This is a genomic window from Paenibacillus sp. FSL K6-1318, from assembly GCF_037976905.1.
Taxonomy (GTDB): Bacteria; Bacillota; Bacilli; order Paenibacillales; family Paenibacillaceae; genus Paenibacillus; species Paenibacillus amylolyticus_A.
This window is the reverse complement of record NZ_CP150270.1, coordinates 1,643,866-1,663,454: the sequence shown is the minus strand read 5'-3', so window position 1 is coordinate 1,663,454 and position 19,589 is coordinate 1,643,866. Positions and strand designations below refer to the sequence as shown.

Genomic DNA, 19,589 nt, shown 5'->3' with positions numbered 1-19,589 from the left:
CCCGTATCTCAGACCGAGACGGGTATGATTGGCAACAACCCTACTGAACAATCCCGCGTGATTGCAATCTGTCTGCTCGCAGGCAAAATCATGCTGCAAAGCGGTGGTGAAACCTACCGTGTGGAAGATACGATGAAACGCATGGCCGCAGCGCTGGGTTTACCCCATTCGCACAGTTACGTTGTGCCAACAGGTATCTTCTTCTCTGTCGATGCAACCGAACCTGCCAAGCTGATTCGCATCTCCGAGCGTACGACGGATCTGGACAAGGTATCCGAGGTGAACGCAGTCTCCCGCCGCATCGGACAAGGGGAACTCACTGTTCAGGAAGCCCATGATCTGTTGGTACAGATCGAAGGCAAGCCCTCCTCCTATTCAACGGCTGTGCAGCTTGCGGCTGCGGCGTTATCCAGTGGATGTTTTACCATTATGTTTGGCGGGGGCTGGAGCGACTTTCTTCCGGCGCTGATCTGTGGTGGTATAGGTTATGCAGCAGTTATTGCCTTTCACCGATTGGTACGGGTCAAATTCTTTGCGGAGCTTACGGCATCCTTCGTCATTGGCCTACTCGCTTTTTTCCTCATCTACATGGGAGTAGGTCATGAACGGGACAAAATCATTATTGGTTCGGTTATGCCGCTGGTTCCGGGGCTACTGATTACCAACGCTGTACGCGACCTGATGGCCGGACATCTCGTATCCGGATTATCCAAAGGAGCTGAGGCATTTCTGACCGCCTTTGCCATAGGTACTGGCATTGCAGTTGTATTTTCACTTTTTATGTAAGACGGAGGAATGCAGGATATGCTCCATTTTATTGAACAAGCCTTGACCAGTTTTGTCGCATCAGCCGCGTTTGGGATCATCTTCAACGCACCACGGCGCATGCTGCTCCACGGTGGATTCGTCGGCATGATCGGCTGGATTATCTATATCGTGCTCGAATATGCAGCGGATGCGGTTCCTGCTACACTCGCAGCGACCATAGCCGTTGGTGTCATCAGCCAGGTATTCTCTCGCATGTTTCGTGCACCCGTTATCATCTTCAGCGTCGCAGGCATCATTCCTCTGGTTCCTGGTGGACTGGCGTATAATGCAATGCGTAGTTTTGTGCAAAATGATTACGGTGCCGCCATGGAGATGGCCGCCAAGGCACTCATGTTATCCGGCGCCATTGCCGTAGGCCTTGTGTTGTCCGAGGTATTGAACCAGATGATACGCCGAATTCCCGGATCACTACGGACAAAATCATCATCCAAATGAACCTTCCAACTATATTCCCTATCTTGGTTGCAAAAAGGCCCACGGTATACAAGCTTAATGCTTGGTATGTCATGGGCCTTTTCGTTTGAATTTTACCAGGTCACGGTTGAAGCCAGTTACTTCACAAACGTATTCTTTACCCGAATAGACTTCAGGAAGTACGGAATGAAGATACAGCACACCAGAATTGATCGTACGATCAGATGAAAAGCCGGAGTTGCATCAAGCACATGCTGTTCTCTTGGGATCTCATTACGCGCAATCAGAATCCAGGTTACGATGCTTACAATCACGTTCATCACATACATCACCATCATCATGCGTGGAAACTGTCTCTTCCGTTTATATAAAAGAACGAGATTCACGATAACGATCATCAATAGAATGCTGCTGCTTATGAAGCCAAACCACAAGAGTGGACGGATCATCTCCGCGTAGATCTGAGGATCGACACCACGGCCTTCTTCCCATCTGGCAGGGTCCATGACGACATTCACCTGCGATACATCCGAGATGAGAAACACTAGCGCAAGCCAAAGACTGATCTGGATTAAAATAAGCCATCCACCCAATCCGGAGATACCAGGCCGTTCCGGTCTGATCCCGGTTTTGGGTTGCAGCGAGTTCATATCCGTATCTGTATCCGAGTTACTGTATTTACGGCCCATTTCATCCTCCTTTTACACGAGATAAAAAAACATATTATACATTAAAATCTAGAATATGTGTATTTTAGAAGATGAACGGGGCGTCTGTCCTTTGATCTCCCTTGCTTAGACGTCTATTGCATCGCGCGTTTCATTACCGTTGCGAACAATTCCGCTGCAACACCGCTTCCTGACCTCATATGATGTTCTGCATCCGTGTGATCAAATCCCATCCAGACTGCCGCAGTCCAGTTACCCGTATAGCCAACAAACCATAAGTCCCGATTGGCATCTCTACCCACACCAGGTAATGCAGCCTGTGTTGTTCCAGTTTTGCCCGCTACCTTGTGCTGACCCAGTTGTGCACGACTTCCCGTTCCCTGACTGACTACATTTTGCAGCATTCTGGTCATGGCATTCGCCGTGCTTGGGGAGATTACCTGCTTATTTTCTGATTTATGAGCATATATTGTTCGTCCATGGGAATCTGTAATCTTGCGTATCAGATGGGCTGTATTCAGCTTACCGTTATTCGCAAACACGGTGTAGGCCTGGGCCATCTTCATTAGTGACACCCCTTGATAAACACCTCCCAAGGCAATCGAGAGGTTCAGGTCTTCTTTCCCTAGTTCTATACCGAGCCTTGCGGCAAATTGATGTGCGTAGTTCAGTCCGGTCTCTTGAAGCAGCCATACGGCTGGCGTATTGATGGACTTTTGCAGCGCTAGGGACAGGGATACTGAACCGCTGTAACGCCCACCTAGATTGCTGGGCTGATAGCTGCCATATTGCATACGTTTATCCGGTAGTATACTCTCTGGCTTGAACTTCCCCGACTCCAATGCAGGACCATATGCAATAATCGGTTTAAAAGAAGAACCCGGCTGCCTTGCATCCATAATCGCCCGGTTAATGTCCCCTTTTAAGGGATTACGTCCCCCCATCATCGCTTTCACTTCACCGTTATGCTGGTCGATAATGACCATACTCGCCTGAACCTGCTCGTCTTGGCGATCGTCGGGAAATCGTGTAGAGTCTGCAAATGTTTCTTCCATTCCAAGTTGTGCCTGACGAGCCAACCCGGTTTGAATAACCCAGCCTGCCGCTTGAATCTCTGCTTCACTCTTGCCTGTGAGCCGAGAAGCCTCCTGAATCACAGCATCCACGGCAGACACATATGCGGGTTCGCTCAAGCCCGGTGTAGCTGTTACGCTCAACACAGTGTCAGGAGGCGTGTAATCGACGTTTCGGGCTTCGAGCATCTGTTTTCGCGTAATTAGTCCCTGTTCATGCATTAGGCCAAGGATCACGGCACGCCTCTGTTTGGAAAGGTCCTGATGATCTACCGGATTGTATATGGATGGACCTTTGGGCATACCCGCCAATGTAGCGATCTGCCATAGTTCCAACTGGTGCATATCCTTAATTCCGAAATATCGCCAAGCTGCCGCCTTTACCCCATACTGCTGACGTCCCATGTAGATCTGATTCAGATACATTTCTAGAATTTCATCCTTATTGAACTTTTTCTCCAGAGCCATCGCAATCGATATCTCATTCACCTTTCGGGTTAATGTCTTATCCCCGTTCAAGTACAGATTTCTTGCCAATTGCTGCGTGATGGTGCTTCCTCCCTGACTCAGATCCATATGTATGATATCTTGCACGATAGCTCTCCCGAGTCCGATATAATCCAGTCCATCATGGTTGTAGAAACGTCGATCTTCTGTAACCAAAAAAGCCATTTTCAACATATCCGGCATCGCGTTCAGGTCTGCATATTCGGAATACCCTTTGGTCTGCGTATGCAACCTCGATATTTCTCTCCCCTCTGCATTCGTAATAATGGTGGAAGAGACCACCTGCATGGCCTCTGGATGATTGCGAAGCATTCGTTCGCCATAAGAAAACAGATAGAGATAGAAGACGGTCAACATCAGAACTACAAACACCGCTGCATCAAAAACGGTATAAATCCACCGCTTGCCCCTGTGTTTCAACATTCGGCATCCCTACGAACCCGTTCAATGGAAACTCCACGTTCCCGTTCTGTACGTTCTGTATTCTCCAGCGCATGTTGGAGCAGCAATGTCTGTTCATAGGCCAACTTGACCCAGTGCTGAACCTCAACCTCGTCCCGGCAGCGCCCTTGGATGATCTCATCCAGAGAAGCTTGAATACCGTAGAGAGTAAGTTTTATTGGCAAAATGGATCGGGTGGATGTCAGTTGGGACGGATCATTTTCCAAATTTTCTTCTATACGTAGCGTAAGGCCAGATCGATTATCCTCAGTTGACACTTCCCCCGTCTCTGTCCACCCATCTTCTGGGTCTGATGCATTCAACCTTTCCTTATTCATAAGAAACGCAATCGCATTCAGGTTGTCAGCAATTAGTCGTAGTTCACCACCACTCAATACATCAATACGGTAAGGAATCTGCCCCTTTGCAAGTTTGGCTGATCCGCGCGCAAGTTGACTGAGATCCTCCGCAATCTTCTGGGAGCGAATCCAGAAAAAGATCGCAAACAAGGCTCCACCAATGAAGATAAAGAGCGGCCTTGTGCCGATGTGGTTTATTCCCCAGTTCATCATACGAGTGATCCATCCTGCATCTGGAAGGACGTGATTGTGGGCAAACCGTAGCACGTGATAAACGACAAACAGGAGCGCTGCGCTGAGTAACGCGCTTGCTCCTCCAATGTATATGTATCTGAGTCTTACGGTATTGAATCGAGACTTCATATTCGGCATCCTCCTCTATACATAGGTAATAGAGGTAGAATACCGAATATTTCTTAATGAAGAAGTAGTTAACTTCTTACCAAATTCTTAATTTTTACTTCTCTGAATAATGACTTGGCGGAGCAGCAATCATAGGGAATCGGGTAACAAAATCCGTTCTGCCGTTTTCACTGTAGGCAACGATACTTCCTCGATGCAATTCAATCATCGATTTGGCAATTGCCAGACCAAGACCAGTGCCACCCGTATCCCGGGAACGGGATTTATCCACACGATAGAATCGATCAAATAGATGCGGCAGATCCTGTGCCGGAATCGGTTCGCCATAATTACTAATGCGAACGACGGCCTCTTCACCTTCAAGGGCCAGCCCAATCTCCATTAGTTTACCTTGCGAACCATACCGGATCGCATTGCTGAACAGATTCTCATACGCTCGTACAAGCTCCCCTGGAGCCGCCTGAATCCATAGTGGTTCTTGCCCACCGATGATCTTATACTCCATACCCGCTTCCTCCAGCATGGGAGCAAACTCTTCAGCCAGTTGCATCAGAAACGAATTCAAGTTCAACGCTTGCAAAGACAACGGAAGGCTCCCACCACTTACACGCGTATATTCGAACAAGTCATCGATCAGCTTGCGAAGAGTCAGGGATTTCTCATAGGCAATGCTAACATAATAGCGCATCTCAATCTCATCCTGGTACCGATCCTTCTCGATGTACTCCAGAAATCCCAAAATAGAAGTGAGTGGCGTCCTCAGATCATGCGATATACCGGTAATCAGATCATTTTTGGCAGCGACCGCATTACGCTCCTCCTGAAGCGACAACTGCAATTGTTCAGCCATCTGATTAATGCTTGCAGCAACCACTCCGAATTCATCCGAGGTCTTCACTTCGATGCGATGGGATAGCTCTCCTTTGGCAACTTCCTGAATTCCTGCCGTAATTTCATCCAGAACCCGCATTACCTTGCGAGAAAACAGGAAAAAAAACAGCACAAAACCGAGCACACCTACCACAATCATCAAAGGCACCGAACCGATGTTGTTCACCAACCACCTGATTCCTTGGGCCGGTATTGAATAATCCGGATACGTCTGAGCTTCGAGGATAGTCTGTCCCACCTGACTGCCCCCGTACAAAATAACTGCAGTTAACATGCCGCTCAGCAGAAATGCATAGATAAATTTCCATCGGACTGTATTAATCAACTTAGCATTCATTGTAGAAACTCCCTGCCTGTGTTGTTCATGTCACATGAAATCCTAATGAGTATGCATGCATGAAGATTCATGCTCATTGCGGTTTGATCATCTTGTAGCCCACACCCCATACCGTCTGAATGAACTTGGGATGTTTGCTGTCGAGCTCAATCTTCTCACGAATCTTGCGAATATGCACCATAACGGTATTGTTCGACTCCATGAATTCTTCTTTCCAGACCTGACGATAGATCTGTTCCATACTGAGTACTGAACCTTGGTGACGAGCCAGTAATTCGAGAACAGCAAATTCACGCGGAGTCAGACGAACCGGTTGCTCATCTACCCAAACTTCATGTGTATCGGTATTAATGACCAGATCATCAATAACCCATTCGTGCTCTTTATTTTCCCGCCCTTCATTGAAGGTATGATACCTGCGCAGCTGGGATTTCGCCCGTGCGACAAGTTCAAGCGGGTTAAACGGCTTGGTTACATAATCATCAGCACCGATGCTTAGCCCTGTGATTTTATCCATATCCATACTTTTGGCGGACAGCATGATGATTGGCATTTTCTGCTCTTCCCGAATTTTCATACAAGCTTCGATTCCGTCCATATTCGGCATCATGACATCCAGAATAATGAGATCGATCGGTTCTTTCTTCAATTGTTCCAACGCTTCAAGACCATCATTCGCAGTGAGAATCCGATAACCCTCGTTGCCAAAATAGATTTCCATCAGTTTAATAATCTCCTGCTCGTCATCCACAAGCAGAATGGTTGCTGGCTGTGCCACGGCATTATTCCTCTCTCTTCCACAATTCCTTACCTGCTCGAATTATACCACCGAGGTATACGTCTGCGAAAATATCCTGATCCTCACGGACACGTTCAAACTTGATCATCATCCCGTGTATCTCTTTCGGCCTCATCTGCTGAATTCATACCACAGAAGACCCTGGAATTCTCTGATGTTTTATGTATAGCTTGTAGTATTGTTGGACTGAAAACCGTTCTTTTTGAACACGTACTTATATGTATTCTATCCGTTCCTATCATTATCGTATGTCTCGTAGTGATTAATACCTTTCTATTTAAAAAGCACTGATTTGGGCTCCTTGCCCGTCAGGGTTAGCATCGTATACAATTGTCCCCTGTGATGATACACATGTCCCATAATCTCAAGCAACCACTCCAGCCGACTATAGGAAGCTCCCCAGTACGAGTCTGTGACATGCAGCAATTCTTCGGTGTTATACTGCCTGTATCTTTGGTACAGATACATCTGGTTATCGATCAAAGCCTGTTTGATCTCACCGAGCGAATTCACCTGGTTCTCCTCATAAAATAAAGCCATCTCTTCTTCCGATGCACCTTCGGAAATATAGACATCCGCTCGGCAGATCACAGACAGATGGGACAGCAGTTCACCAACAGGCCGTTTGCCCTCAATTGGCGTCAAAGCCAAATCTTCTTCAGACAGCTGATCACATATATCAATTAACGATGTTACTGCCACATCAATATGTTTGAACGCAGATTGAATCAACAGATACACTTCCTTTTTATCCCATTATACAGAACATATGATCGGTTATCAACCAAGATATTCCTCCTTTATATATAAACAAACTACACACCAAATCTAACAATTTACGAACAAAAAAGTCCTTCCTCCTTCATATAGACGGGATTCAGGACATTTTGTTGCCTATTTAATTTCAAATCTTCGCTCAACTTGAGTATAACGAACAATACGTTTGCTCGAATCGTCCAGCCTCCAAGTCAGACTTGCGAATGAAAAATTGCAGTTCCCCGCAATCCCACCATTGGAAACCAATGGCATCATGCGTATCTATCTTCAACAGCAGCAGCGTATCGGATAGTTCCTGCCATGTCCGATCCTCATCTCCGCCGTAATGCTTGGTCAGCTTCTTCTCACATTCCTGCTCGTTATAACTGTACTCTTCTCCCAGCGTAATCTGTAACAAGGCCCGATGCTCAGCATCCGGATGCTGCCCGTCAGGATATCCAAACATCCCACCCCAATTCAGCGTACTCGGATGATTCCAACTCGATTCGAATTCAAGGTATCGGTCATACAGATCCACTTCTGCCTCAGTCTCATCGGTCTCCTGCCGCGGAGGTGAGAGCTCGTTCAGCGCGTTGGCGTCGATATATGCATATGTAGGAAACTCAAGATTAGGCAGTACGGTCACCGAATGTGCGACAAATGGGGCTCCATCCAGCGCGGTATCCCCTTCTGGCTCTCGCCTTATCAGGTTATGGGCACTTGGCTCAAAAATCACACGATGTTCAATGGGACAGGCCGATTCATCCGTACCAACGAAAAAGTATAACATTCCCCGTTCTGGCAAAGTCCCGCGTCCATCATTCGGCGTATACGGTGACAAATCCACCAGGTTCAACTGGGCTAGGAAAGTCATCGGAACCCCTTCTTGTGTTACCGGCCACGCCATACGACTCGGCAAATCCGGATGTCCACCTACACGTGAGTTTCCTGTTCTGCGATATTCGTCCATTGTGGATACATCGAGGCGAATTCCCCAGCGGCTTGAAGATAACAACAGATCGGCAGCGACTCCCAAACCATATTCCTCAAGTGTTTTACGGGCTTTTCTGGTTAGACGTTCACATTGTTCTGGCTTAATCATATAGATCCTCCCCTTTTGACAATACACCTATGCTGAGACATATTCAGGTTCACACCTGTATATTCTTCCGTCCGGACGTCTTTCCCTGCTTCTATATAAATTGAACTTAAGAATATTTTACACTTACCACTCCGATGACAGAACAACCTTCCGATCGCTGTTATCCCCAGAATTTTTTAGATTCACCTTTGCAAAGGTAAAAATCCGGGGATAAAGGCGAAGTGTATGCTTCCGAAGTAGCTTTCTTTCAGAAAGCTTTAGCTTCGCTTCTTCAGGTTCTTTTCTGTCCTCTACGTTCTCGTGTAAATATGTAGTTCAATTTATATAGAAAAAAGAGACTGACACTCCTTGTCAGTCTACTTCCTTATCCTATATTCCATTTAACGATTTGGATCAGAAGACTTTTCCTGGTAAGCACGCACATGCTCCTCACCATCCAGGAATTCATGGGCCTGGTGGGCTGCCATCACACCATGATAGCTAATATCCAGACCCAGGTCTTCCTCTTCTTCCGTCGAACGTACAGGTACAATTTTGCCAATCAGCTTTAATCCGATCCAAGTCATGGCGAATCCCCAGATGACTAGAGCTGTAAGTCCAAGTGCCTGAACTCCCAGCAACCTCCAGCCGCCGCCCATGAATAATCCACCATCCGTGGCAAACAAACCTACAGCAATCGTTCCCCACATTCCCGATGCGGCATGCACCGGGAATGCACCGACCGGATCATCAATCTGCCGACGGTCCAGCCAGTTGGTGGCAGCCATCATCAATAAACCGGATACTGCCCCAATGAATATGGCTGCTACATCGCCAACAAAAGCACATCCTGCCGTAATTCCGACCAGTCCCGCAAGTGAACCGTTAATAACCGATGGCGCATCCGAGCGATTGAAGCGGAACAAGGTGTACAGTAACGTAACCGCACCACCCGAAGCCGCAGATAACATCGTAACAATCGCAATGTGACCGATTCTTACATCCGTCGCACTCAGCGTACTGCCGGCATTAAAGCCAAACCAGCCGAACCATAACAGAAATGCACCTACAGATGCGAGCGGCAGATTACTCGGAAGCGCAATGGCACTTACGCCAAGTGGCGTGTACTTTCCTTTACGCGGACCAATGATAATTGCAGCAGCCAGTGCTGAGAATCCCCCTAATGCATGGATGACAGCCGAACCGGCAAAGTCCTGCATCCCCAGCTGACTAAGCCAGCCGCCGCCCCATGCCCAGTGTCCACCAATCGGATAGATGATCGCCGTCATCAATATGATATACAGGAGGTAAGCACGGAAGTTGATCCGCTCTGCCACTGCTCCTGAAACGATGGAAATAACGGCAATGGTAAAGGCAGCCTGGAACAACCAGAATGTCTCAAGAGATACCGGTACATCCAGATGTGACAAATCCCCGTTCAGGAAAAAGCCCGTTACTCCGGCAAAACCGCCAACGTCCGAACCATACATCAGTCCAAAACCGATCGCATAGAACAGCAACGTTCCGATCGTAATATCAGCAAAAACCTTCATAATAATGTTCACACTATTTTTATAACGCACAAAGCCAGCCTCAAGCAGGGCGAATCCACCCTCCATCAATAAAATCATCGCTGCACTCAGTACGACCCAGACCGTATCGATCCCGGTGCTCAACGTCTCCAAAGTCATGCTTGTACATCCTCCGTTTCACTAAGCTGTCTGAGTTCACGGATTGTATCGGGCGCAAGCTCAATCTCGTCCCGCTCAATGCTGTCCGGATGCTTAATTCGTTCTGCGATCTGATCCAATTCACGTATGCGTCTGCGAATCTGTTCCATCTTGCGAAAACGTTCCTTCACCTGAACCATATATTCCACCGCCTGATGATGGGATGCGGGGCGTCCCGCGAACCATTTGCGTACGGTTGACAACGATTGATAAGCGACCTCTTCCGCTCGACGCTTTTGTTCGAACTGTTCGATCTTCTGCTTGAGCGTTTGGATCTCACTTTCTTTTTTGACCTTCAGTCGTTCGATAAGGTACAATAAATCGGACGATGATATTTGCAATGCTGTATGGTGATACACCTCATCGATTACTAACATATCATGTCAGGACTCCTCACATATCAAGTTACTTGTTACCGATTATAGTTTGCCGGGGTCTGCCCGTCAATCTTTTTTTGGACTTGGCAATTATTGAAATAAACCGTTCATGGAGAACGGCTTTTTTTATTTTGCACAAATTACATCTAACAAGGTTAATCATGCCTACTGTTCGCATTTACCCATCTCATTCTTTATGCTTATAGAATAAGCATCCACATTTTGGGTAATGGACATACACAGACTATTAGCATCATAGAACCCATATAAGGAGAGGATTGCACGATGTTTACTCGCAATGACGATATACGCAACCAAATCTGGGAAAGCGTCTCGGGACTCGAAGAAGAACAACTGAACCGAAAACCTTCACCCGAACAATGGAGTATCATGCAAGTACTGCGTCATCTGAATCTGATGGAACATGTCATTGGGAAACAAGCGCGTCTTGCGCTGGAGAAGGAACAAACTGTATCTGTGGACAAAAAACCTTATGAACTAACATTGGACCGTAGCCGCTCCATTGAGGCACCGCCCCATCTTCAGCCTCCAGCAGCGCCCGAAGCACTCACAGACGTACGCAGTGATCTGGACGAATCCCACCAAGCGCTAAACAACTTTGCATTGGACCATGACCCTGACCTGCTACGCAGCAAGTCCTTTTCTCATCCCGTATTCGGTGAGATGGATCTTACCCAATGGATTGACTTTGCAAGTTATCATGAGGAACGCCATCTGGGACAGATTCAAGGAATTAAGCATCAGCTTGGCGTATAAACCCAACCTCCACTTTCACATAGCGACGAATATATGTACGACAAAAAACCTCCAATCCTATTAATTTAGGTTGGAGGTTTTCAGCGTTCTTATCTCACAAATAAGCATAGCACTTATATTTTTCTGCCCAAAATCGCCAAATCTCTATTCACACCATCCAGCACAGCCACTTCGGGATAATACCCCCACTGTTCAAAACCATGCTTGCGCAATAACCCCAGACTCGGTTCATTATGACCAAAGACAAATCCGAGAATCGTCGTAATTCCAAGCGCAGGACACGCCGCAAATACAGTTTCGAGCAAACGTCCGCCAGCCCCAATCCCGCGGCATTGCTGATCCACGTATACACTAACTTCCACCGTTCCATTATACGCAGGGCGTCCATAGAACGAGCTGAGACTTGCCCAAGCTACTACCTGTCCTGCCTGCTTCATCACCCAAAGCGGACGATGATCCGGTGAATGTTCCTCGAACCACGGAACACGTTGCTCCACCGTCACCGGCTCCAAATCCGCTGTCACCATGCGGCTCTCAATGGTGGAATTATAAATTTCCACAATCCTCGGCAAGTCCTCCAGGCGCGCATATTCAATCTGCACATCTTCCAGCTTCATCGCTACTCCTCCATCATTCCAGATCGTACTATTATCATAGAGGATATTATAACGGAGAAGCGAAGTTTTCGTCACCTCTAACATTCTGACAGAGAAATCTGTATATGTTTAAGTAAATATTTACACGATAACGGAGAGGACAGAACCAATCAGAAGAAGCGAAGCTAAAAGCTTTCTGCAAGAAAGTTACTTCGGAAGCATACACTGCGCCTTTATCCCCGGATTTTCCCCTTTATATAAGGGAATCAATAAAATCTGGGGATAACAGCGATCGGAAGATGGTTCTGACCGCGTAGTGGTCCAGTGTAAATTCAATGCTTTAACTTATATATAGCATTACTCTGGAAGTCCTTGAATTGTGTTCCCACGAGTAATTTGTTGGCTCTGGTCTGCCCAACGAATGTTAATGGAATGAGATGTGAACAGATCCGGGCCGTCCGATACCTGGAAATGCAGATGGGCTTCACTGGAGTTCCCCGAATTTCCAAGCTCACCGATAGGGTCTCCCTGCTTGAGCTTATCTCCTTTTTTGACCGAAACACTGCCTTCCTTGATATGTCCTGTGATGCTGTATTCACCATTTCCATGATCGATGACTACATAGTTACCCGCCGGCTCTTCCGGATTCATAACACCCGGTACATTGTCCTGAATATCGTTTTTGATTTCGACGACTGTTCCGTCCGCAGCAGCATAGAGTGGTTCACCAAAAGCATAGTAGTTTTCGTTTGCCGTTGCCTCACCTTGATAACTTGAATTATTCTGTGTACGAATAATATCCAGGGCGTAGCGCTGGGTTTCATGCGCATAATGATAGTTGGACAACACATCATTGCCTCCCCAGAATACATACCATTCCCCCTTCATGGGGAATTGGAACTCTGTTTTGGTGAATTTGGCATCCGTGTCCTCATAAGCTTCCAGCGGCTGAATTAAGAGACCCTCAATCTGATTTTCTTCAGAAAAATAAACTTGAACACCTTTCGTTCCAGTTTGATCCTTCCAGCTATGCTCGGTTATTTGATTCATTTCGGCATCTACCACTAGCTCCCAAGATTCCACACCCTCCAGAAACTGGTTAGCAGCTTCCTTGAATTGTTCCAACGTTAACGTTCCCTTCAATTCCGGAGAAAACTGACTATAGATTGCATCCTTTGAACCGTTCATCAACGTATCTATGAAATTGTCTGGTGTAACCATCGTGCTCACCTCTGAACTTGAGTTCTGCTCCTGATTGGAGTTCTCGCTCGCTTCATTATTGGACGTTTGTTCGGCTGACTGTTGCTCCGCCTCGTCGGAAGTAATCGAGTTGCTGTTGCCGCAAGCAGACAATATCACACAAGCTCCAAGGGTAATCGCAAGCACCTTCCAACCTCTTCTATTCTGTAATTTCGAATGTGTATTTTGTTCTGATTTCACATGACCTTCTCTATTCATTCTCAACATCCCTTCAGTTAATCGTTATACGTTCCAGTTAAGTGTACAGAATGAGTCTTATCCTTCGTCTAACCCCATCTTACATGTAGTTAAACTTGCCATGCCTTCTGACGCTGCATAATTAAGATTCCGTTAAGATAGCTCATACGCTATACAGCCCTCTTGGATGGTATGATTAGCAATAAACACAACGGAAGTCTCAGGAGGTCATTTTTAAACTATGGATAACGTCTCATTACTGCTTGTGGATGATGAACAGGCTATTCTGCATATGCTCAAAACCGTTCTGCTCAAAGAGCAGTTTCTTGATATTGATACCGTTACAACAGGCGAAGCTGCCATAGAGGCCTGCAACAACAAAACGTACCATTGCATCGTGCTCGACATCATGCTTCCTGGCAAAAGTGGACTGGAAATCTGTCCTTTCCTACGCCAGGTCACCGATGCTCCCATCCTGTTTCTGACGGCCAAAACAACCGATTATGACAAATTAACCGGGTTCGCCGTCGGCGGCGACGATTATGTTGCTAAACCCTTTAATCCGTTGGAAGTCGTTGCTCGAATTAAATCATTACTGAAGCGTTATTTACCTTCTAAAACCGCAGTGATCTCGGACCACGCCTCAACTAACGTAAATACGTCATCTCTCAGCACATCGGAAGGCGTGTACGACTTTGGACGATTCCAGGTGCTGGAATGGGCTGGTGAGCTTCGGGTTGAAGGAGAATCCGTATCCTGTCCGGCACTCGTGTTCCAACTGCTGCTCTTTTTCTGCAAACATCCCAATCGCATTTTCACCAAATCAGATCTATATGAGCGAGTCTGGGGCTCTGAAGCCATTAGTGATGACAATACCGTTATGGTGCATATTCACCGTATTCGGGAGCGCATTGAAGCCGATCCTTCCAATCCAGTGTTTCTCGTCAATGTTCGGGGTCTGGGTTACAAACTGATTCAGCCGGAACATGTGTCACGTCCATGAGTATTCGTCGCAGGTTAATGACCCGGTTTATCGGGATGCTTGCTGGTGCAGTCGTTCTTATCATCCTGCTTGGGTCTGTAGCCACCTACTGGGTCGTGCAAAAGGTAAATGAAGTGAATCTGGTCGATGATTTTGCCCTTAACGGTCTGGACCAATTGATTAATACAGCAGAGATCCTGCCGGATAATACGATCCGGTATGACCCCGAATTGCTGAAGCAAGTAGATAAATATCAAGGCTGGCTCCAAGTGCTGGATGAACAAGGCTACGCCATTGATGACTACCGCACTCCCGCCGATGTCCCTACTCACTATAAACCGGGGGAATTGATTGCATACTGGGAAAATCAAAAGCCCTTCCCTTATCAGATTGTCATGCTCATCCGGGAGAAGAACGGGAAGAATTTCACTTTGTTGTATGGCGAGAGTAACCCTGCCAAATCCTTAATGAATAACATTCGTTCGGATCTCACTCTCACCAACGGGAAGTTTAATCTTCAACCGGGCCAACAGGAAGCCCTTCGCGCTGCCAATGCCTATCTTCAAGTATTGGATGCGTCGGGACGCGAACTCTCCTCCTTTAACAAACCAACTGTGGGTGTACCAAGCGAATACAGCATTCAGGAATTGGTTCTGCAAATTCGCTATCCAAGTCGATCAGGGAAGTCTATTGCCACGTGGTACGACGAACAGAATGAAACCACTTGGCTGATTAGCATCCCTGGTGATCCAGCAGCGAGCGGTGATCAGAATCCCTACCGTTTTATTCTGGAACCGGCATTGGTTGTATTGATTGTGTCCATCATCATTCTGCTCATCTTGCTTGCCTTCTGGTATGCCAATCGATTCGGCTCGCCCATGCTGCATATGCTCCAATGGTTACAGCGTCTGGAACGAGGACATTACGAGGAACCTACCGAAGCCTTTGGAGTGCCTCGCAGTCAGCGTCGTAACGGAAAGTGGAAGCGAAAATACAACGTGTATGCTGAAGTGCTTCGCTCCATGCAGGCCCTGTCTCACACTTTGAAGCAAGATGAAGAACTTCGGAAACAGACGGATTCTTTACGGGAGGAATGGATCGCCGGCATAACACATGATCTGAAGACGCCCCTATCCTCCATCCAGGGTTATGCCCATATGCTTGAGGCAGATAAGTATAGCTGGACAGAGGAAGAAGTCAGGGAATTCGCAGGCATAATGCTTGATAAGTCCATGTATATGGACAGGCTTGTCAATGACCTTGCCATGACCTATCGATTACGTAGTGGAGGATATCAACCTGTAACGGAAGAAACTGACGTAAATGCGTTACTTCATGATCTGATCCAGCGCGCGGAACGGAATCCTGCATATGGCGAAGGTCGCATCCTGTTCCAACCTTCCGAAGTGCCTGTATATGGGCTTGTCCATATACCATCGTTTGAACGAATCGTGGATAATCTGACCGCTAATGCCCTTCTCCATAATCCGCCCGAGTCCACCCTAATCGTCAGTGTTCATTCAGGTAAACAGGCAGATGAGTTCAGCATTCAATTTGCCGATAACGGAAGAGGTATGGATCCTGAGACGGTATGGAAGTTATTTGAACGATACTATCGCGGTACAGATACAGGCACGTCGGATGTTGGATCAGGCCTGGGCATGGCCGTAACCAAAGGGTTGATTGAAGCCATGAAAGGCCGTATTGAGGTACAGTCCACGCCTGGTGAAGGAACGATCATTCGCTTAATATGGGATGACCCATCCGAAACCAATTAAAATGTTCCGCTTGACCTTTCCATTTTCAGTCTATATAATCGACACTCAATAACACCTGTTCCAATATATTGATATTGAATGCAACACATTTCAGGATAATTTTAATGAGTTGATCTAACATATTTGGCGATGACCAGAGACATGATTTCGTTTGCGTGCTGCCCAGAGAGAGAGGGGATTGGTGAAACCTTCTTCAGCGAACGGACCGGAATTACCCCTCTGCAGCCGTGACCTCGAACCTCAGCATTTCGGACGTCCCTCCGATGTTCGGCATGCTGCCAGTAGAGTCCACCGTCTGATCCCCGATAACGGATTCCAATGAGGGTTATGTTGTTTCCTGTTCACGACGGCTGGTCGAGATCAGGGTGCACCATAACCAAATTAGGGTGGAACCACGAGCCAAGCGCACTCGTCCCTTTTCCGGGACGGGTGTTTTTTGCGCTTTCATTTTAAGAAATGGAGAGTGGTTCACATGAGCAAACAAGAAAACAGTAACTCAGCAAGCAACAAATCAGGTAACGAAATAAACAGCCAAGCAAATGATCTGCAACAATCCAGTCATTCCATTGAGGTCCGTCTGCAAGGTGGCGCGGTACGTTCTTACGAAGCAGGCATCACTGTAGGGGCGGTCGCCTCATCCATCAGCACAAGTCTTGGAAAACAGGCCATTGGCGGTATTGTAGATGGTCAGAATGTCGATCTTGATTGGGTGCTTGAGCAAAATTGCGAACTCGTCATCGTTACTTTGGATAGCGCGGAAGGTCTGTATCGTTATCGTCACAGCGCAGCACATGTGCTGGCACAGGCGCTCAAACGCATCTACGGTGCGGAACAAGTGAAACTGGGCATTGGACCCGTAATCGAAGACGGTTTTTATTACGATGTTGATCTGGAGCATGCCTTATCCATCAGTGATCTGGCTGGCATTGAGCGGGAAATGAACAAAATCATTCAGGAAAATGAAAAGATCAGTCGCCGGGTGGTGAGCCGGGAGGAAGCCCTCCGCATCTTTGGAGAAATCCAAGACCCATACAAGCTTGAACTCATTCGGGATTTGCCAGAGGACGCTGAGCTTTCGATCTATGATCAAGGAGAGTTCTTCGATCTGTGTCGTGGTCCCCATCTTCCATCCACTGGTCGGATCAAAGCGTTCAAACTGCTGAATGTCGCTGGTGCGTACTGGCGGGGGAACTCGGATAATAAGATGCTGCAACGCATTTACGGCACTGCTTTCCCGAACAAAGCCCAGCTGGATGAACATCTGCACATGCTCGAAGAAGCGAAGAAACGGGATCATCGTAAACTTGGTAAAGAGCTTGAACTGTTCATGTTCTCCGAGGAAGCTCCCGGCATGCCCTTCTATCTGCCCAAAGGTATGACTGTTCGTACTGAACTGGAGCAATTCTCCCGTGAGCTGCAATTGCAGGAAGGGTATCAGGAGGTTCGGACTCCTCTTATGATGAACAACCGGCTGTGGGAGCAATCCGGCCACTGGGAGCATTACAAGGACAATATGTATTTCTCGGAAGTGGACGATGCGACTTTTGCACTGAAACCGATGAATTGTCCCGGGCACATGCTGATCTTCAAAAATACACTCCATTCCTATCGAGAATTACCGATTCGCATGATGGAATTTGGTCAGGTTCACCGTCATGAATTCTCAGGTGCCCTGAACGGCATGATGCGTGTGCGGACATTCTGCCAGGATGATGCCCATCTCTATGTCATGCCAGAGCAGATCGAGGACGAGATCAATCAGGCGATCTCACTGATCGGACGTATGTACGATATCTTTGGATTCGAATATAAGATTGAGTTGTCCACTCGTCCGGAAGATTCCATGGGATCAGAAGAGCTGTGGGATCAGGCGGAACGTGCATTGCAAAATGTACTGGATCGTCGAGGCGTGGAATATCGCATTAACGAAGGAGACGGTGCCTTTTATGGACCGAAAATTGACTTTCATATCCTCGATGCGCTGAAGCGCAGCTGGCAGTGCGGAACAATCCAGCTTGATTTTCAAATGCCGGAGAAATTCGACCTCACTTACATTGGCGAGGATAGCCTGAAACACCGTCCGGTCGTAATCCACCGTGCCATATACGGTTCCATCGATCGTTTCATCGGCATCCTGACTGAGCACTATGCAGGAGCGTTCCCACTCTGGCTCGCACCTGTGCAAGTGAAGCTGCTGCCTGTATCAGATCATTACGCCGACTATGCGCTCCAAGTACAGAGTCAGCTCCGGGCTGCGGGCATTCGGGTAGAAACAGATCTACGCAGTGAGAAGCTCGGGTACAAAATCCGTGAAGCCCAGATGGAAAAAGTGCCTTATTCACTCGTACTTGGGGAGAATGAGAAAAATGCCTCATCCGCCTCTGTCCGTGCATACGGTCAGGGAGATCAAGGCATTCAACGTATTGAAGCTTTTATTGAAATGATCCAACAAGCGGTGAAGGCAAAAGTCTAAAAAATTAGCGGCTCTACTCTATAGTCAATCGCTTGCGTTAAATTACAACTTCTCGTCAGGCTTTAGCCCCACCTGTTCTTCGCTCCAGGTCCAGAAACGCTCAGCTGAAGCATCATCTACGGCATGTTTCTTCAGCTGCTGTTCTTTCTGTTGATAGTAGTAACGCCCGGTGATTCCGACAACTTCAGGGCTTGTGGCCAGATAAACAGCCGTTCTCGCCCCTTCTGCTGGGGACAGAAAGAATGGAAGCTTGCCTACAAAAGCCATAATGCGTGTGCCGAATCCGGTATTGCGATCTACGCCAATACTCGTTCCCACCGCACCAGGGTGGAGACAGTTCACCGTCACAGACGTACCCGACATTTTGCGGGCCAATACACGAGTGAACAGCACGTTAGCCAATTTGGATTGGGCGTAGCTTTTGATCGGATTATAACCTTTATGCAGATGTGGATCTTCGAAGTGAATTTTACCAGCCTTGTACGCACCTGACGAAACGTTCACCACCCGTCCCTGCTTCGCAGCTTTCAGAGGTTCTATCAAAAGTAAGGTCAGCAGGAAATGCCCCAGATGGTTAATACCGATACTTTGTTCGAACCCATCTGAGGTTTCCTTCCGCTTGACCATCACTACCCCCGCATTATTAACCAGAACGTCAAGGCGATCATGACGCTCGCGGAATGCGCGGGCAAACTGGCGTATACTTTCGAGTGACCCCAGGTCACACAGCATCAATTCAATCGCAGAAGAGCCGGACTGACGCACAGCTTCCTGAAGAGCCTCCTGTCCGCGCTTCTCACTGCGGCATGCCATGATTACGTGATATCCTTGTCTTGCAAGTTCAATGGTGGTTGCCAACCCCATACCTGAGTTGGCTCCTGTTACAATTGCTGTCTGATTGGACATGAGGTACTTCCCTTCT

Annotated in this window: 18 protein-coding genes; 6 read left to right on the top strand and 12 right to left on the bottom strand. The window is 47.5% G+C overall.

What is annotated here, in order from left to right; translation table 11 throughout:
* Positions 1-24: 24 nt before the first annotated feature.
* Both NYE45_RS07250 and NYE45_RS07245 read left to right on the top strand, forming a co-directional pair.
* Positions 25-786, top strand: coding sequence for a threonine/serine exporter family protein (locus tag NYE45_RS07250; protein WP_076331221.1), 762 nt, complete (start codon positions 25-27; stop codon positions 784-786).
* Positions 787-804: 18 nt separating this feature from the next.
* On the top strand, positions 805-1,263 hold the full coding sequence (locus NYE45_RS07245) for a threonine/serine exporter family protein (protein ID WP_340016180.1): 459 nt from the start codon (positions 805-807) through the stop codon (positions 1,261-1,263).
* 116 nt (positions 1,264-1,379) lie between these two features.
* Here the strand turns inward: NYE45_RS07245 and NYE45_RS07240 are convergent, their stop codons facing one another.
* From NYE45_RS07240 to NYE45_RS07200, 9 genes are all read right to left on the bottom strand, one after another.
* Positions 1,380-1,931: a DUF2569 family protein gene (locus NYE45_RS07240; RefSeq protein ID WP_340016179.1), complete on the bottom strand. Its 552-nt coding sequence runs from the start codon at positions 1,929-1,931 to the stop codon at positions 1,380-1,382.
* A gap of 113 nt (positions 1,932-2,044) precedes the next feature.
* Entirely contained in the window at positions 2,045-3,913 is a 1,869-nt protein-coding gene (locus NYE45_RS07235; protein ID WP_340016178.1) for a PBP1A family penicillin-binding protein, read from the bottom strand.
* Complete coding sequence (locus NYE45_RS07230; RefSeq protein ID WP_340016177.1) at positions 3,907-4,653, bottom strand: hypothetical protein; 747 nt, start codon at positions 4,651-4,653, stop codon at positions 3,907-3,909. Before NYE45_RS07230 ends, NYE45_RS07235 begins: the two co-directional genes overlap by 7 nt.
* Before the next feature lie 94 nt (positions 4,654-4,747).
* Positions 4,748-5,881: a HAMP domain-containing sensor histidine kinase gene (locus NYE45_RS07225; RefSeq protein ID WP_340016176.1), complete on the bottom strand. Its 1,134-nt coding sequence runs from the start codon at positions 5,879-5,881 to the stop codon at positions 4,748-4,750.
* Between the two features lie 73 nt (positions 5,882-5,954).
* Positions 5,955-6,659: a response regulator transcription factor gene (locus NYE45_RS07220; RefSeq protein ID WP_062833187.1), complete on the bottom strand. Its 705-nt coding sequence runs from the start codon at positions 6,657-6,659 to the stop codon at positions 5,955-5,957.
* 294 nt (positions 6,660-6,953) lie between these two features.
* Positions 6,954-7,421, bottom strand: a complete 468-nt coding sequence (locus tag NYE45_RS07215; RefSeq protein WP_235599351.1) for a DinB family protein — start codon at positions 7,419-7,421, stop codon at positions 6,954-6,956.
* 175 nt (positions 7,422-7,596) lie between these two features.
* The gene (locus tag NYE45_RS07210; RefSeq protein WP_340016175.1) at positions 7,597-8,538 is read right to left on the bottom strand and encodes a YwqG family protein; all 942 of its coding nucleotides are present in this window, start codon (positions 8,536-8,538) and stop codon (positions 7,597-7,599) included.
* A gap of 380 nt (positions 8,539-8,918) precedes the next feature.
* On the bottom strand, positions 8,919-10,208 hold the full coding sequence (locus NYE45_RS07205; protein ID WP_340016174.1) for an ammonium transporter: 1,290 nt from the start codon (positions 10,206-10,208) through the stop codon (positions 8,919-8,921).
* Positions 10,205-10,624: a hypothetical protein gene (locus NYE45_RS07200; RefSeq protein WP_340016173.1), complete on the bottom strand. Its 420-nt coding sequence runs from the start codon at positions 10,622-10,624 to the stop codon at positions 10,205-10,207. Before NYE45_RS07200 ends, NYE45_RS07205 begins: the two co-directional genes overlap by 4 nt.
* Before the next feature lie 285 nt (positions 10,625-10,909).
* Here NYE45_RS07200 and NYE45_RS07195 point away from each other — a divergent pair, with 285 nt between their 5' ends.
* A complete protein-coding gene (locus tag NYE45_RS07195) occupies positions 10,910-11,401 on the top strand; it encodes a DinB family protein (protein ID WP_340016172.1) in 492 nt (163 codons plus the stop codon).
* A gap of 113 nt (positions 11,402-11,514) precedes the next feature.
* On the opposite strand, the gene NYE45_RS07190 is transcribed toward NYE45_RS07195, so the two are convergent.
* Together NYE45_RS07190 and NYE45_RS07185 are read right to left on the bottom strand one after the other, a co-directional pair.
* Positions 11,515-12,018: an N-acetyltransferase family protein gene (locus NYE45_RS07190; RefSeq protein ID WP_340016171.1), complete on the bottom strand. Its 504-nt coding sequence runs from the start codon at positions 12,016-12,018 to the stop codon at positions 11,515-11,517.
* Positions 12,019-12,354: 336 nt separating this feature from the next.
* The gene (locus tag NYE45_RS07185; protein ID WP_340016170.1) at positions 12,355-13,455 is read right to left on the bottom strand and encodes a peptidoglycan DD-metalloendopeptidase family protein; all 1,101 of its coding nucleotides are present in this window, start codon (positions 13,453-13,455) and stop codon (positions 12,355-12,357) included.
* 220 nt (positions 13,456-13,675) lie between these two features.
* On the opposite strand from NYE45_RS07185, the gene NYE45_RS07180 reads away from it, so the two are divergent.
* The 3 genes from NYE45_RS07180 to thrS all read left to right on the top strand — a co-directional run bounded on the left by NYE45_RS07180 (position 13,676) and on the right by thrS (position 18,667).
* A complete protein-coding gene (locus NYE45_RS07180; RefSeq protein WP_340016169.1) occupies positions 13,676-14,437 on the top strand; it encodes a response regulator transcription factor in 762 nt (253 codons plus the stop codon).
* Complete coding sequence (locus NYE45_RS07175; RefSeq protein ID WP_340016168.1) at positions 14,434-16,194, top strand: HAMP domain-containing sensor histidine kinase; 1,761 nt, start codon at positions 14,434-14,436, stop codon at positions 16,192-16,194. The genes NYE45_RS07180 and NYE45_RS07175 overlap by 4 nt, the downstream gene beginning before the upstream one ends.
* Before the next feature lie 472 nt (positions 16,195-16,666).
* Positions 16,667-18,667, top strand: coding sequence for a threonine--tRNA ligase (gene thrS / locus NYE45_RS07170; RefSeq protein WP_340016167.1), 2,001 nt, complete (start codon positions 16,667-16,669; stop codon positions 18,665-18,667).
* Positions 18,668-18,709: 42 nt separating this feature from the next.
* On the opposite strand, the gene NYE45_RS07165 is transcribed toward thrS, so the two are convergent.
* Positions 18,710-19,573 (bottom strand): SDR family oxidoreductase, encoded by an 864-nt coding sequence (locus NYE45_RS07165; protein ID WP_340016166.1) that lies wholly within the window; start codon positions 19,571-19,573, stop codon positions 18,710-18,712.
* Between the last annotated feature and the right edge of the window lie 16 nt (positions 19,574-19,589).

Coding starts and splice junctions, on each gene's coding strand:
- NYE45_RS07235 (WP_340016178.1), bottom strand. CDS start 3,913: ATGTTGAAACACAGGGGCAAGCGGTGGATTTATACCGTTTTTGATGCA.
- NYE45_RS07200 (WP_340016173.1), bottom strand. CDS start 10,624: ATGTTAGTAATCGATGAGGTGTATCACCATACAGCATTGCAAATATCA.
- NYE45_RS07165 (WP_340016166.1), bottom strand. CDS start 19,573: ATGTCCAATCAGACAGCAATTGTAACAGGAGCCAACTCAGGTATGGGG.
- NYE45_RS07230 (WP_340016177.1), bottom strand. CDS start 4,653: ATGAAGTCTCGATTCAATACCGTAAGACTCAGATACATATACATTGGA.
- NYE45_RS07205 (WP_340016174.1), bottom strand. CDS start 10,208: ATGACTTTGGAGACGTTGAGCACCGGGATCGATACGGTCTGGGTCGTA.
- NYE45_RS07250 (WP_076331221.1), top strand. CDS start 25: ATGATTGGCAACAACCCTACTGAACAATCCCGCGTGATTGCAATCTGT.
- NYE45_RS07225 (WP_340016176.1), bottom strand. CDS start 5,881: ATGAATGCTAAGTTGATTAATACAGTCCGATGGAAATTTATCTATGCA.
- NYE45_RS07240 (WP_340016179.1), bottom strand. CDS start 1,931: ATGGGCCGTAAATACAGTAACTCGGATACAGATACGGATATGAACTCG.
- NYE45_RS07185 (WP_340016170.1), bottom strand. CDS start 13,455: ATGAATAGAGAAGGTCATGTGAAATCAGAACAAAATACACATTCGAAA.
- NYE45_RS07210 (WP_340016175.1), bottom strand. CDS start 8,538: ATGATTAAGCCAGAACAATGTGAACGTCTAACCAGAAAAGCCCGTAAA.
- NYE45_RS07190 (WP_340016171.1), bottom strand. CDS start 12,018: ATGAAGCTGGAAGATGTGCAGATTGAATATGCGCGCCTGGAGGACTTG.
- NYE45_RS07175 (WP_340016168.1), top strand. CDS start 14,434: ATGAGTATTCGTCGCAGGTTAATGACCCGGTTTATCGGGATGCTTGCT.
- NYE45_RS07180 (WP_340016169.1), top strand. CDS start 13,676: ATGGATAACGTCTCATTACTGCTTGTGGATGATGAACAGGCTATTCTG.
- NYE45_RS07195 (WP_340016172.1), top strand. CDS start 10,910: ATGTTTACTCGCAATGACGATATACGCAACCAAATCTGGGAAAGCGTC.
- thrS (WP_340016167.1), top strand. CDS start 16,667: ATGAGCAAACAAGAAAACAGTAACTCAGCAAGCAACAAATCAGGTAAC.
- NYE45_RS07245 (WP_340016180.1), top strand. CDS start 805: ATGCTCCATTTTATTGAACAAGCCTTGACCAGTTTTGTCGCATCAGCC.